This is a genomic window from Deinococcus ficus (genome assembly GCF_003444775.1).
Lineage (GTDB): Bacteria > Deinococcota > Deinococci > Deinococcales > Deinococcaceae > Deinococcus > Deinococcus ficus.
Genome location: NZ_CP021081.1, coordinates 1,525,473 through 1,538,341, shown reverse-complemented (window position 1 = coordinate 1,538,341; position 12,869 = coordinate 1,525,473). Strand labels below are relative to the sequence as shown.

The window sequence follows — 12,869 nt, the reverse complement described above, 5'->3', positions numbered from 1 at the left end:
CTCAGCGGTGCCGGTCCGGGAATTCCGCAAGGTTCGCCTGAATGCTGCCGGCGGTCAGGGTGACGTCCTCGCCGCTCACGTCGAAGGTCACCTGGTCGCCGTTCACGGCCTTGATCGGCGCGGTGAAGGCGTGGCCCTCGGCGCGCACGCGGGCCTTGAGGCCCACCATCCGCTCGAAGTGCCGGGCGCGGTTCAGGGGCCGCTTGGCGCCGGGGGACTCGAACTCCAGGCGGTACTCGCCCTTGATGGGGTCCAGCCGGTCGAATTCGGCTTCCGCGGCGCGACTGGCCTTGGTCAGGTCCTCCATGGTGACGGGCTGCTCGTCCAGCCGGTCGATGCGGACCAGAACGACCCGGCCGCCGTCCTGAAGCTGCACTTCGAGCACCTCGTACCCCAGGGCGTCCACGGCCGCCTGCGCGATCTGTGTGAGGGGCCCCGTCTGTGAATTGTTGCTTGCGTTGTTATTCATATTGTCGCGGCCAGAAAGAACGTTTCCAGCCTGTTCACCACCCCCTCCACGAAAAAGGGTGGGACCTCGCCCACCCTCCGTCCGAGGATTTCGAATGAAAGTATACCGCACGCGCAAAGACGCCTGCTGGAACGCCGATCACAGAGCACCGGCCCCGGGGAACGAGACCGGTGCCGGACTGGAGCGTTACTTCTGCACGTCGATCACGATCTGCCCGTCCTGAAGGCGGGCAATTTCGGCCACGGGCGTGCCCTCGGCGCGGCGCATGTTGCTCAGGCTGCTGCCTTCCGGCGCGCGCGCCACCGCGTCCCCGATGCGGATCTGCGTGCTGGCGATGGGCCGCGCCCACACGATCGCGTCCAGGTTCCCGTCCGTGCCGGCGTGCGCCACCCCGCGCAGCGCCCCCACCACGATCACGTCCCCGCCCGCGACCAGTTCCGCGCCCGGGTTCACGTCCCCCAGCACGATCACGCTTCCGGCGTACTCCCCGCGGAACCCCGCCCGGACGCCGTGCGGCACGATCACGGTGCGCGCGTTCACCACGACCGGCGCGGCCTGCGCGGCGTTCACGGTCACGCGCGGCGCCCGGATGCGGCCCACCGTGCCGCCCGCCAGCCGGATGGAGGTCAGGGCCGTTTCCAGTGCCTCGGGGCTGGCGTCGCCCTCGATCTCCACCGTGACCTGGCTGGCGAGCATCTCCTGCCGGGCCGCGAGGGCCTGGGCGACACTTCCTGCCGTGTCTCCCGGTTCGAGAAGGAGGTTCAGACCACCCAACGTGCCGCGCAACTTCATGAAGTTCATCCTAGCGGGCGGGGGCGCATCCGTGTTCCTGCACGGCGTCTAAAGACCTGCGGGTGGCAGGGGGGGCGGCATGGTGTAAAGTGGGTCACATGCCTTTTGAGGAGATTCGCCTTGGTGCAGCTTGATTCCGGTGCGGTGGCAGAGGGCCGCATCACGCGCGTGACGGACTTCGGCGCGTTCATCCAGTTCGAGAACGGTGAGACGGGCCTCGTGCACATCTCGCAGATCGCCCACTCGTTCGTGCGCAACATCCACGACCACGTCCGTGAGGGCGACACCGTGGAAGTCAAGGTGCTCGGCCGTGACGAGCGCGGCCGCCTGGACCTGTCCATCAAGGAACTGCTGGAAGAGCCCGAGGAAGTGCCCCGCCCCCGCGCGATCGGCCGCCAGAGCCCGCAGTTCGAAGCGAAACTGCGCTCCTTCATGCGCGACGCCAAGGAGCGCACCACCGCCGGCGGCGGCAAGAAACCTGCCGGCAAGCGCAAGAAGTAAACGCGCCCCGCCAAGGCCCGGCCCATTCGGCCGGGCCTTTCCCTTTGCCCAGGGGGCCGTGTGTAAGGACTTCCGCTGCGCCGCTTTAACCGTCGCGTAACCGCCCGCGCCAACAATGGGCGCATGAAGTTCTCCCTGCCTGCCCTGACCCTGACCGGCGTTCTCGCGCTGGGCGCCCTGACCGCCTGCGACGGCAACTTCCGCCGCACCGTGGACCTCGGCGGCCAGAGCACGACGGCCACCGAACCCAGCACCGCCACCACCGAATCCGGCACGACCACCACGCCGGCCACCGACACCGGCGCAGGCACGGCCACCCCCACCCCGGCCACCTTCGACAACGGCCGCGCCCGCACCGAGTCCGAGGCGAACACCGTTCAGGTCGTCAAGGAACAGCAGAACGGCCTGGTGTTCATCAGCGTCACCGAAAGCAGCGCCAACAGCGAGGAAGCGCAGCTGCGCCAGCGCCTCCAGCAGCAGTTCGGCATTCCCGACACCGGCGCCCAGCCCAGCCAGGGCACCGGCAGCGGCTTTTTCGTGAACAAGCAGGGCGACATCATCACCAACAACCACGTCGTCGAGGGCGCCAGCGAGATCACCATCAAACTCCACGACCAGAAGGAGTACAAGGCCAAGGTGATCGCCCGCGCGCCCGACTTCGACCTGGCGCTGATCCGCGCCGAGAACGTGCCTGCGGCGTCCATCCAGCCGATCCCGCTGGGCGACAGCGACCAGCTGGACGTGGGCCTCAAGGCCATCGCCATGGGCGCGCCCTTCGGGCTGGACTTCAGCGTGTCCGAGGGCATCATCTCCAACCTGGAACGCACCGTGCCGGTCGGGCAGCCCACCGGGAACCGCCAGCCGGTGTACCAGAAGGTCATCCAGACGGACGCGGCCATCAACCCCGGCAACAGCGGCGGCCCGCTGCTGAACAGCGCCGGGCAGGTGATCGGCGTGAACACCCAGATTCTCACCGGCGGCATCGGCCAGAGCGCCGGGGTGGGCTTCGCCATTCCCGTGAACACCGTCAAACGCCTGCTGCCGCAACTCCAGTCCGGCAAGACCGAGGTGATCCAGCCGCCCACCCTGGGCATCCAGTTCACGGACCTGTCCGGCCTGCCGGAGGACTTCCGCACGCAGAACAAGCTCCCGGACACCGGCGCGCTGCTGCAGCGGGTGTACCCGAACAGCCCCGCCTCCCGCGCCAACCTGCAGGCCGGCACGAACGCCGTGCCGCTGGGCGCGGGCAACGCCGGCGAGCAGATCAGCACGAACGGCGACATCATCACCGCCATCGACGGCCAGCCCGTCACCGAGGGCGAGGACCTGCGGCGCGCCGTGATCGGCAAGGCCATCGGGGACAAGATCACCCTCAGCCTGACCCGGGGCGGCCAGACCCGGCAGGTGACCGTGGAACTCCAGGCCTTCGACTTCCCGCAGCAGACCCAGCAGTAAGGGTGTACAGAGGGGCGCAGCCGCCATCGTGCCGGCTGCGCCCCGTTCGTGATTACCCGAACAGCGGGCCCAGGTCGGTGAGCACGCCGGTCGGTTCCGGCGGCGTGAACTGGTGCGCGCCGAACACCTGCGTGAACTCCTGCGCGCTCAGCTGCCGGGTCTGCCCGCTGGGCCCGGTCGCCTGCACGAACTCGCCGCGCACCGTCAGGTGGTACGCACCCAGCTCCCGGCGCACCGCCTTGCGGCCGCGGCCGGACAGCAGCAGCGCCGTCACGCGGAATTCGCGTCCACCACGCGCTGAGAGGAAGGAGAGAAGTTCCGCCGCCTGCATACCGGCACGGAGGATAGCAGGGGAGAGCTGAACCCTCCGCACTGGCCCGCCTTCAGGCGACGACGGTGCCCGCCCCACCCAGCGCCGCGCTGACCGGCTGGGCCTGCCGCGCGTCGCCGAAGACCACGCGACCCACGCCGCCCTGCACGGCCTCGGCGGCACCCAGCACCTTCTTCTTCATGCGGTCCTGCGCGAATTCGAGGTAGCTCTCCACGTCACCGGCGGGAATCTCGCGGATCAGGCTGCTCTCGTCCGGGAAGGCCCGCAGTAGCCCGGGCACGTTGGACAGCAGCAGCAGCGCCTCGGCGCGCAGGGCCACGGCCAGGGCGGCGGAGGCGCGGTCACCGTCCACGTTAATCGCCACGCCCTCGTAACTGCTGGCGGGCGGCGTGAGCACCGGCAGGTATCCGGCGTTCAGCAGCAGTTCGATCAGCCCGGTGTTCACCTTCTCCACCGTGCCGGTGTGGTCCCCGCGCAGGACCTTCACCTTGCCGTTCTCGACCGCGCGGACGCTGTCCTTGTGCCGGCCCTCGAAGATGCGGCCGTCCAGGCCCGACAGGCCCACCGCGTTCACGCCGAGCCGCTGGAGGCGCTCCACGATGCCCTTGTTCATCTTGCCGCAGTACACCATCTCGAAGATTTCCAGCGTTTCGCGGTCCGTGAAGCGGCTGGTGTACCCGCTGGGGCTGGTGACGAAGCGGGGCGGGTGGCCCAGCGCCTCGGCCACGCGGTTGGTCTCGCCGCTGCCGCCGTGCACGAGCACGAGCCGCTGGCCCTCTTTCCAGAGGGCGGCGATGTCGGCGCAGACGGCGTCGTAGTCAATTCCGGCGCTCCCGCCGACCTTCACGATGATCATGCATTGATCCTAACGTTTGGCAGGATTCCAGGTCAAACGACTTTCAAATGAAAACTCCTAGAAGGAGGGCGCCCACCCACGCGATCACCCACCCGGCCGCGATCCGCCGGAACACCCGCTGGTACGCCGCCTTCCGCGTCTTGTGCCGGAACACCTGCTGCGCCACGAACGACCCCAGCTACCCGCCCCACGCCTCCGCGCGGTGCAGGTCCCGCTCCGGCGTGCGCCCGCGGCCCGAACGCGCCAGCCCCTTGTCCCGCCACACCATCACGAACGCCACCAGCCCCCACCCCACCTGCCACACCACGAACGCGCGGAACAGCAGGCCCGCCCAATCACTCAACGGCACGCGTCAGGTCAGCGTGCGCGGCAGCGGCTGGGTTGGCAGCAGCTTCTTCGGCTCGCGGAACTCGATGTTCTCCCACTCGCCTTCCTCGACCACCTGCAGCGCCGGGTTCAGGCTCCGGAAGTGCTCCACGACTGCCTGCACCAGGTCGTCCGGGGTGCTCGCCGCACTCGTGATCCCCACCGACCGCACCCCGCTCAGGTCCACGCCCGCCAGATCCGCGACCGTCTCCAGGCGCTCGGCGCGGCCGCACAGGTCCCGGGCCAGTTCCAGCAGGCGCATGCCGTTGCTGCTGTGCGTGCTGGTCAGCACCAGGAACAGGTCCACCTGTGGCGCGATGCCCTTCACGGCGTCCTGCCGGTTCTTCGTGGCGTAACACAGGTCCTCGCTGGGCGGCACCACCAGCGCCGGGAAGCGCGATTTGAGGACCTCCACCGTGCGGCGCGTGTCGTCCACGCTCAGGGTCGTCTGGGTCAGCACCACCAGCCGCTCGGGGTCCGGCACCTGCACGGTGTACGGGTCGTTCAGCCCGCTGCCTTCCTTGTGAGGCTGGCCCAGCACGCCCACCAGGATGGTGCTGTCCGGCGCCTCGCCGCGCGTGCCGATGACCTCCTGGTGCCGGGCGCTGTCCCCGATCAGCAGGATGGTGTAGCCCTCCCGGGCGTACTTCTTCGCCTCGGTGTGCACCTTCGTGACCAGCGGGCAGGTCGCGTCGATGGTGCTCAGGCCCAGCGCCCGCGCCCGTTCCCGCACCGCCGGGCTGATGCCGTGCGCGCTGAAGATCACGGTGTCCCCGCCGTCCGGCAGCGCCTCGATGGCCTCCAGGTCCTCCACGAAATGCACGCCGCCGCCCTGCGAGAGCCGTTCCACGACCGTGTGGTTGTGCACGATGGAGTGGTACACCGTCACCGGTTTCTCCTCGGTTTTTGCGGCTTTCTCCACAGCCTGGATGGCCATGACCACGCCCGCGCAGAACCCGCGCGGTTTGGCCAGATGAACACGCTCGATCATGGGGCCCAGTGTAGGGGAGAGCGTCCTGAGGGAAAGGGGCCGCAGCGGACTTTGGGTGAATATATCCAAAATTGGAACAGGGACATAGGCAGGGGGCACCAACCAAACAGGTGGCGCCAGCCGGCCACCACCCGTCCCCGCCTTAGCCCGCCTCAGTCCACGACGCGGAAACCGAGCTTGTCCGCCTGCTCCACGAAGAAGTTGATGTTCTCCGTCAGCGTCTGCGCGCCCAGGCTCTTGCGTTCGTGCTCGCCGGTCGCGGCGATGATCAACGTCTCCGCCAGGCAGGCGGGCACCGCGCCGTCCCCGAACTGCAGGTCGATGTTGCTCGTCATGCCGCCCGGCGGCAGCACCACGCCTCCCGGAATGATGCGCACGCCGGGCACCAGGGCCACGCTCTCGTGCACGTCCGCCGGGCGGCCCTCGTCGAAGATCCACGCGCCAGGCTTCACGTGCTCGGGGAAGATCACGGGGTTCGGGTCGCTGGTCGCGCTGAAGATCAGGTCCGCTTCCTTCAGCGTGTCGTAACTCGTGGTGGACACGATCTCGGTGTCCTTCGCGGCGCGGCGCAGCGTGGCGGCGGTGCGCTCCAGGCGCTCCATGTCCCGCCCGATCATGATCACCTTGCGGACCTGCGGCGCGACCATTCGCGCGATCCCGAACGCGACCACGCCGTTCGCCCCGACGATCCCCACCGTGGCGTGCTTCAGGTCGCGCCCGGTCGCGGCGAAGTGCTGCACGATGCCGGGGATGGCGGCCTTCACGGACCCCGAGGTGTACGCCCCGCCGTTCGTGATGGTGATGTCCGGCACGGCCTCCTGCACGTCCACGCCCTTGTTCCCCACCACCGACCAGAAGGCCCCCAGCCCGAACACCTCCGCGCCGAGTTCCTGCGCCAGCCGGGCACCCTCGATGGCGCGCTGCGTGGCGAGCTCCGGGTCGTCCCGGAACACATCCGGCAGCAGTGGCGCGGACAGCAGGTAGCAGCGCACGCTCTTGCCGTCCACGGTACGGATGCCGCGCAGCTCGCCCACCTTCATGGGGCGCACGTGGTTCGAGAAGTCGCGCACGGCCTTCTCGCTCACCACGCCCCGCTCCACCAGGGGCCGCAGCCACGCGAACCGCTGCGCGGACCACAGGTCCTTGAGGTTCATCGGGTGGATCATGAACGCCGCAACCACCTCGTCACTGCGCTTCCCGGCCATCGGCACGTCCTCGCCCACGCGGGGCTCGGTGCCGTCCATCATCCGGCCCAGCTGCTCCTTGAAGCGCCACGTGGCCGTGACCAGCAGCGCCAGCGCGGCCAGCTTCATGGACACCGGCGTGGGCAGCGCCGCCACCAGCAGCGTGAACACCAGCAGGCCCGCCAGGGTCGCCACGCTCGCGTACCCCCAGAACCCGGTCACGGCCGCGAACACCATCAGGGGCAGCACCGTGACCCACATGGGCACCGCGCCCGTCACCGCCAGGCCCGCCAGGGCGCCCAGCAGCACCAGGTTCCCCCGGCCGCGCGGCACACCCGCTCCGAACAACGGCCGGGGCGGGTACAGGTGCCCCAGGTACGCCGCGAGGGCCGCCAGCACCGTCACCTCCGGCTCACCCAGACTGGACGCCATCAGCACGGCCACAAAGCCCTTCAGGAAATCCACGGCCGCCGACGCCGCCGCCAGCCCCGGCCCCAGGTGCCGCAGCACGTTCTCCACGCCCAGGTTGTGGGCGTTCAGGGTGCGGACATTCACTCCCGCCCGCGCCAGCAGCGCCTGCCCCAGGGGAGCACTCCCCGTCAGGTACGCGACCAGCAGCAGCAGGGCAGCAAGAAACAACATGCCGGGGATTCTAGCCCGCCCGGCCGCAACCGCGCTCTATCCGCAGCACCCTCCGCCCCAGTCGGCCAGGGATTACAGCTCGAAGTCGTCGGTGAGGCCGTGGTCCTCTTCCCACACCAGGTCACGCAGCACCCAGCCGCTGCCCGGGAAGCGCAGGCCCATGCGCAGCTCGCCCAGCAGGTACGCGCGCACTTCCTCGTTCGGCACGCCTTCCGCAACCAGGTCGCCCAGCTTGCGGTCGCCCTGAAGCATGCGCGCCACCGGGTGCTGCGTGGCCCGCTCGCCGGCCGGCCGCAGCTTCAGGCCGTGCCACGCGTAGCGGTCCATGGGTTTCAATGCCCCGTCCCGCACGCCCTCGGCCACGGCGCTCGCCACGTCGAACAGCGGCTGGTTGAACTCCCGCGCGGCCGCCCGCACGCTCAGGCCTTCCTCCGCCTCGAAGCCCAGCAGGTCCCCGTGGAAGAAGCGGCTGGGGCTGCTGATCACCTCGCAGATCGTCACCCACTCGTCCGAGGCGCGGGCCCAGTCGGTCGTGAAGTGGTCGTACGGCGCCAGCGGCGTGCCCGTCACGGGTTTCGGCGTGAACTCGAAGGTGCCGCTGTCGGCCAGCAGCGGACTGGCCTGTAGCGCCTCGCGGCCCAGCCAGTCGAGGATGCCGCCCTCCACGATCTCGCCGTCCAGGAACGCCACGGTGAAGGGCACCCGCGCCTGAACGTCCAGAACGCCCGTCTGGCGGGTGGCGTGAATGAGTTCCAGCACGCCCAGGAGAGGCAGATCACTCAAGAGACCCTGCATGTCCCGCCAGCCTAACACGCCGCACCCAGCGCGGCCACAGCGCCCCGGGACAGCGCCCGGCGGGCCGTGCCCCGGCCTACCTTCCGGTTGCCCGCAGGTCCAGCCACGCCCCCCCGAGCTCCTCCGCGACGTCCCCCGCCACGAGGCCGTAATGGTGCCTGGCCGCGGCGCGCTCTCCGGCGCGGGCGTGCAGCCGGACCGCGCAGAGGGCCGCGCGCGCGGCGTCCAGGCCCTGACCCAGCAGGGCCGCGATCACCCCCGCCAGCGTGTCCCCCATGCCGGCCGTCGCCATGCCCGGGTGCCCGCCGCGCGCCACGACCAGCCCGCCCGACCACGCGACGACGCTCGGACCGCCCTTGAGCACCACCACGCCCCCCATCTGCGCCTGCAACGCCCGCGCCGAGACCAGAGGATCACCCGTAACCTGAGCGGTCGGCACGTCCAGCAGGCGCGCCGCCTCCCCGGGGTGGGGGGTCCACACGCACCGGTCGTGCCCGGCCCCCGCCAGGTCCGGTTGCAGGGCGTCGGCATCCAGCACCGTGGGGACCTTCCAGGCCAGCACCGCCCGCGCGACCTCGGCTGCCTCCGGCCCCAGCCCCATGCCCACTGCCAGCGCGTCCGGCAGGCCCGAGGCAGCCAGAGCCGGCAGGGCCTCCGGCCAGGAAGGGTGCCGGCGGACCATCAGCTCCGGGTGCAGCAGCGGCAGCTCGGCCAGCGAGTGCAGCGTGACCAGCCCCGCGCCGGTCCGCAGGGCCCCTACGCCCGCCAGCACCGGTGCGCCGGCCGTACCCGGATGGCCACCCAGCACCCAGACCCGTCCGGCGGTGCCCTTGTGGGCGTCCGCGGGGCGTTCCGGCAGCCAGAACCCGATCAGGGCGTCCGGCAGGCGGGCCGCCACGGCTTCCGGCGCCACCCAGGCGCGCGGCACGCTGAGGGGGGTCAGGTCCACCGCTCCGGCCCGCGTGGCCGCCTCACCGAACAGCAGCGCGGGCTTCCAGCCCATCAGCGTGACGGTCGCGTCCGCCTGCACCGCCGGGCCCGCCGCGCGGGCCGGCCCGGCCTCCAGGCCACTGGGCACGTCGATGGCGAGCACCGGTGCCCCCTGCGCCCGGGCGGCATTCACCTCGGCGATCAGCGCCTCCATGGACGGCCGCAGCGGCGCGCGAAACCCGGTGCCGAGCAGCCCGTCCACCAGCAGGGCCGCGCCCCGCGCCCCCGCCCGCAGGCGCGCCGGGGAAAGAACCTGCGGGCTCACGCCCACCGCCTTCAGCCGCCGGCGGTTCAGCCGCGTGAGTGGGTGCGTGGCCGGCGCGGCCAGCACCTGCACGTCCCGTCCGGCCACGCTCAGGTGCCGCGCGGCCACCAGGGCATCCCCGCCGTTCGCGCCACCACCTGCCAGCAGCACCACCCGTCCGGACGGCGCGAGCCGCTGCGCCGCAGTGGCCACCGCCCGCCCGGCCTCCTCCATGGTCAGGTCCAGCAGGCCCGCGCGGTCCAGTCGGGCGTCCACGCGCCCCGCGCCGTCCGGGAGCAGCACCGCCTCCGAGCCGGACCTCAGCAGCAGGGTGTCCAGGGCCGGCAGGTCGGCGGGCATCTCAGCGGCCCAGCAGCATCGTCAGCGCGAACACCAGCACCACCCCGATCAGCAGCGCCCAGCGGATCAGGCGCAGGCGCGGGTTCTGCCGCAGCTGCTCCTCCACCTCCAGGCGGCTGTCGGCGCGGGCCTGACGCATGCCCAGCTGCTGCGCCCGGCGGATGGACTTCACACCCGCCCGCACCTGCCCCTGGCGGCGCAGCGCCACCCCCAGGTTGTGGTGCCCGGTGTCGAATTCCGGGTTCAGGGCGATCACCTTGCGGTACAGCGCCTCGGCCTCCGCGTACCGGCCGGCCTCCATCTCGATGTTGCCCAGGTTCGACACCGCGCGGTAGTGCCCGGGGTCGGCGACCAGCGCCTCCTCGAACAGGGCCTGCCCGTCCGCCTCACGGTGCTCGCGCACGGCCTGCACGCCCTGGATGTTCAGCGCCTCCGCCCGCGTGAGCGGGTGTGCCAGGGCCAGCGCCAGCGACTCCAGCGACCACGCCTTCTGCGCGGCGTCCAGGCTGCCCAGCGCCTCCCGCACGCCGTCCGGCCGCCAGTCCAGGCGCAGGGTGGACAGCGCCTCCAGTTCCTCCGTGGAGAGGGGCGCGTCCGTGCCGGCAATCGCGTCCAGGCTCTCCTCGTACGCAGCGAGGGCCTTGCGGGACAGCAGGTACCGGCGGGACCGCACGCCGTCTTGCATGAGTTGCAGCTGCTCGAACACGTCCTGCACCAGCGGGTGCATACCGCTCACGCGCGTTACGGCCAGCGCCCGGCGCCACTCGCGGGCCTGGATCAGTTCGGTCAGGAGGGGCCGCGCCGGCTCTCCGGCGGGCGATTCCCCCGGCGTCGGCGGGGCCGGGGTGAGGGAATCAGTCATGCCGGAGAGTATACTGACGCGCCCGGAACGCCGCGCCCCGTCGCGCCCTCCGACCCCGCCCCGAACCCGCCGCGCCCCCCTGCCCCGGAGCTCCCTTGACCCTGCCCGACTCCACCCACCCCACCCCGGACCCCGGTTCCGCCGCGCCGCTGTACTCCCCGGCCCGCGTGAAGGAACTCCTGACCCGTCACGGCCTGCGGCCCACCAAGAGCCTGGGCCAGAACTTCCTGATCGACGGGAACATCCTGCGCGCCATCGCCGAGGCGGGCGGCGCGGCGCCGGGCGTGCCGGTGCTGGAGGTCGGCCCGGGCCTGGGCGTGCTCACCCGCGAGATCGCCAGCCGGGGCGCGCAGGTCACCGCCATGGAAAAGGACGAGCGGCTCAAGCCCGTCCTGGCCGAGACGCTGGCCGGCACGGACGTGAAGGTGGTCTGGGGTGACGCGCTGGACTTCGACTACGCGTCCCTGCCGGACGGCACGCGCGTGATCGCGAACCTGCCATACTACATCACGGGCGTGCTGCTCTCCCGCTTCATGCACGCCCCCGGCATCCTGTCCGCCACCGTCCTGGTGCAGAAGGAGGTCGGGCAGCGCCTCGCCGCGCAGCCCGGCGAGGACGCCTACGGCTTCCTGAGCGCCCTGGCCGCCCTGCACGGCCGCGTGAAGCACGTCCGCGACGTGCCCAAGGGTGCGTTCCTGCCCGCTCCGGACGTGACCAGCAGCGTCATCCGCCTGGACTTCGACCGCAGCCGCCCCGCGCCGGAAGCGGCCTACCTGAAGTTCGTGGAGGCCGCCCTGCACCACCGCCGCAAGACCATGCGCAACAACCTCCGCATGGCCGGCCACGCGGGCGAGGCCATCGACGCCGCGCTGCATGCCGCGGGCCTCAGGCAAGATGTCCGGGCGGAGGACGTGCCGCTGGACCAGATGCGTCACGTTGCCCTGGAACTGGGCGTGGTACGGTAACCCCGGGTCTCACCCGTCCACACCACCATTTCCCGTCCGCCGCCGGCCGCACCACCGCCGGGAGAGGCCGGACGCACAGGGCCGCCCCGCGCGGGCCCGGAGGAACCCAGACGTGAAGTTCTATGTCATCGGCGACGTCACCGTCGACCACCTCTACCACCTTCAGCAGCTGCCCCGCCCCGGTCAGGAGGTCAGCCCCCAGCGCTCCAGCATGGAGCCCGGCGGCGCCGGCGGCACCATCAGCGTCACCCTGGCCCGGCTGGGCCACACCGTCACCCTGGCCGCCCGCGTCGGCGCCGACCCGTTCGCCGAGTACGCCCTGAGCTACGTCCGGGAATCCGGCGTGAGCGAGAGCGCCATTCAGCGCGACCCGGATCTGCTGACCAGCACCATCACCGTCATGCAGACCGAACGCGGCGAGCGCGCCATGATCGGCGACGGCGCCGCCAACCGCCAGCTCGACCCCGCCAAACTCAAGAAGAAGGACGTGGAGGGCAGCGACGCCCTGATCGTCAGCGCCTACAGCCTGATCGAAAGCCCCCAGCGGGACTACGCCCTGGCCGCCATGAAGTACGCCCGCGAGGCGAAAAAACGCGTGCCGATCTTCGTGGACCTGGGCACGGGCGCCGTGAACCGCGCCGGCACCGGTCTGCTGGACAGCATCCTGCCCGCCGAGTACCTGCTGCTCAACCAGCGGGAACTGCAGGCCCTGACCGGCACGGACAGCATCAGCGCCGCCCTGCACCATCTCGGGCAGGCCGGCGCGCAGAACGTGATCGTGAAGGTTGGGAAGATGGGCAGCATCGTCTGGACGCCCACCGACACTGAACTCGTGGACGCCATCAGCCCCGACGAGAGCGTGGTGGATACCACCGGCGCCGGCGACACCTTCGCCGCCGCGTTCGCGCACGCCATCCTGACCGGCAGCGACCTGAAGCACGCCGCGCACGCCGCCAACGCCGCCGGGGCGCTGTCGGTGACCACCTTCGGCGCGCAGGAACGCACCATCACCGAGAAGGACCTAGCCGCGATCCTCGACCAGTAACCCCGGACTTCACGCAATCAG

14 protein-coding genes are annotated in these 12,869 nt (G+C 71.1%); 4 read left to right on the top strand and 10 right to left on the bottom strand.

Annotated elements, in window-relative coordinates; translation table 11 throughout:
- Position 1: 1 nt before the first annotated feature.
- Positions 2-469 (bottom strand): ribosome maturation factor RimP, encoded by a 468-nt coding sequence (gene rimP / locus DFI_RS07545; protein ID WP_022801921.1) that lies wholly within the window; start codon positions 467-469, stop codon positions 2-4.
- Between the two features lie 186 nt (positions 470-655).
- Positions 656-1,261 (bottom strand): septum site-determining protein MinC, encoded by a 606-nt coding sequence (locus DFI_RS07540; RefSeq protein WP_022801922.1) that lies wholly within the window; start codon positions 1,259-1,261, stop codon positions 656-658.
- Between the two features lie 120 nt (positions 1,262-1,381).
- On the opposite strand from DFI_RS07540, the gene DFI_RS07535 reads away from it, so the two are divergent.
- Both DFI_RS07535 and DFI_RS07530 read left to right on the top strand, forming a co-directional pair.
- On the top strand, positions 1,382-1,762 hold the full coding sequence (locus tag DFI_RS07535; protein WP_022801923.1) for a S1 RNA-binding domain-containing protein: 381 nt from the start codon (positions 1,382-1,384) through the stop codon (positions 1,760-1,762).
- A gap of 123 nt (positions 1,763-1,885) precedes the next feature.
- Positions 1,886-3,217 carry a S1C family serine protease gene (locus DFI_RS07530; protein ID WP_027461638.1) on the top strand — a complete coding sequence of 444 codons (1,332 nt, stop codon included), beginning with the start codon at positions 1,886-1,888 and terminating at the stop codon, positions 3,215-3,217.
- 52 nt (positions 3,218-3,269) lie between these two features.
- On the opposite strand, the gene DFI_RS07525 is transcribed toward DFI_RS07530, so the two are convergent.
- From DFI_RS07525 to DFI_RS20150, 8 genes are all read right to left on the bottom strand, one after another.
- Positions 3,270-3,548 (bottom strand): hypothetical protein, encoded by a 279-nt coding sequence (locus DFI_RS07525; protein ID WP_022801925.1) that lies wholly within the window; start codon positions 3,546-3,548, stop codon positions 3,270-3,272.
- A 52-nt stretch (positions 3,549-3,600) separates the two neighbouring features.
- Positions 3,601-4,404: a [LysW]-aminoadipate kinase gene (locus tag DFI_RS07520; protein WP_027461637.1), complete on the bottom strand. Its 804-nt coding sequence runs from the start codon at positions 4,402-4,404 to the stop codon at positions 3,601-3,603.
- A gap of 178 nt (positions 4,405-4,582) precedes the next feature.
- Positions 4,583-4,753 (bottom strand): DUF1294 domain-containing protein, encoded by a 171-nt coding sequence (locus tag DFI_RS20710; RefSeq protein WP_244940249.1) that lies wholly within the window; start codon positions 4,751-4,753, stop codon positions 4,583-4,585.
- A 3-nt stretch (positions 4,754-4,756) separates the two neighbouring features.
- The gene (gene ispH, locus DFI_RS07510; RefSeq protein WP_022801928.1) at positions 4,757-5,761 is read right to left on the bottom strand and encodes a 4-hydroxy-3-methylbut-2-enyl diphosphate reductase; all 1,005 of its coding nucleotides are present in this window, start codon (positions 5,759-5,761) and stop codon (positions 4,757-4,759) included.
- Positions 5,762-5,913: 152 nt separating this feature from the next.
- A complete protein-coding gene (locus DFI_RS07505; protein WP_027461636.1) occupies positions 5,914-7,587 on the bottom strand; it encodes a glycerol-3-phosphate acyltransferase in 1,674 nt (557 codons plus the stop codon).
- Between the two features lie 72 nt (positions 7,588-7,659).
- Entirely contained in the window at positions 7,660-8,382 is a 723-nt protein-coding gene (locus DFI_RS07500; protein WP_022801930.1) for a DUF4388 domain-containing protein, read from the bottom strand.
- Positions 8,383-8,458: 76 nt separating this feature from the next.
- Positions 8,459-9,976, bottom strand: coding sequence for an NAD(P)H-hydrate dehydratase (locus tag DFI_RS07495; RefSeq protein WP_244940248.1), 1,518 nt, complete (start codon positions 9,974-9,976; stop codon positions 8,459-8,461).
- Position 9,977: 1 nt separating this feature from the next.
- The gene (locus tag DFI_RS20150) at positions 9,978-10,838 is read right to left on the bottom strand and encodes a tetratricopeptide repeat protein (RefSeq protein WP_027461634.1); all 861 of its coding nucleotides are present in this window, start codon (positions 10,836-10,838) and stop codon (positions 9,978-9,980) included.
- Between the two features lie 95 nt (positions 10,839-10,933).
- Between DFI_RS20150 and rsmA the strand changes: the two genes are divergently transcribed.
- A complete protein-coding gene (gene rsmA / locus DFI_RS07485; protein WP_027461633.1) occupies positions 10,934-11,803 on the top strand; it encodes a 16S rRNA (adenine(1518)-N(6)/adenine(1519)-N(6))-dimethyltransferase RsmA in 870 nt (289 codons plus the stop codon).
- Between the two features lie 112 nt (positions 11,804-11,915).
- Positions 11,916-12,848, top strand: coding sequence for a carbohydrate kinase family protein (locus DFI_RS07480; RefSeq protein WP_022801934.1), 933 nt, complete (start codon positions 11,916-11,918; stop codon positions 12,846-12,848).
- Positions 12,849-12,869: the final 21 nt, after the last annotated feature.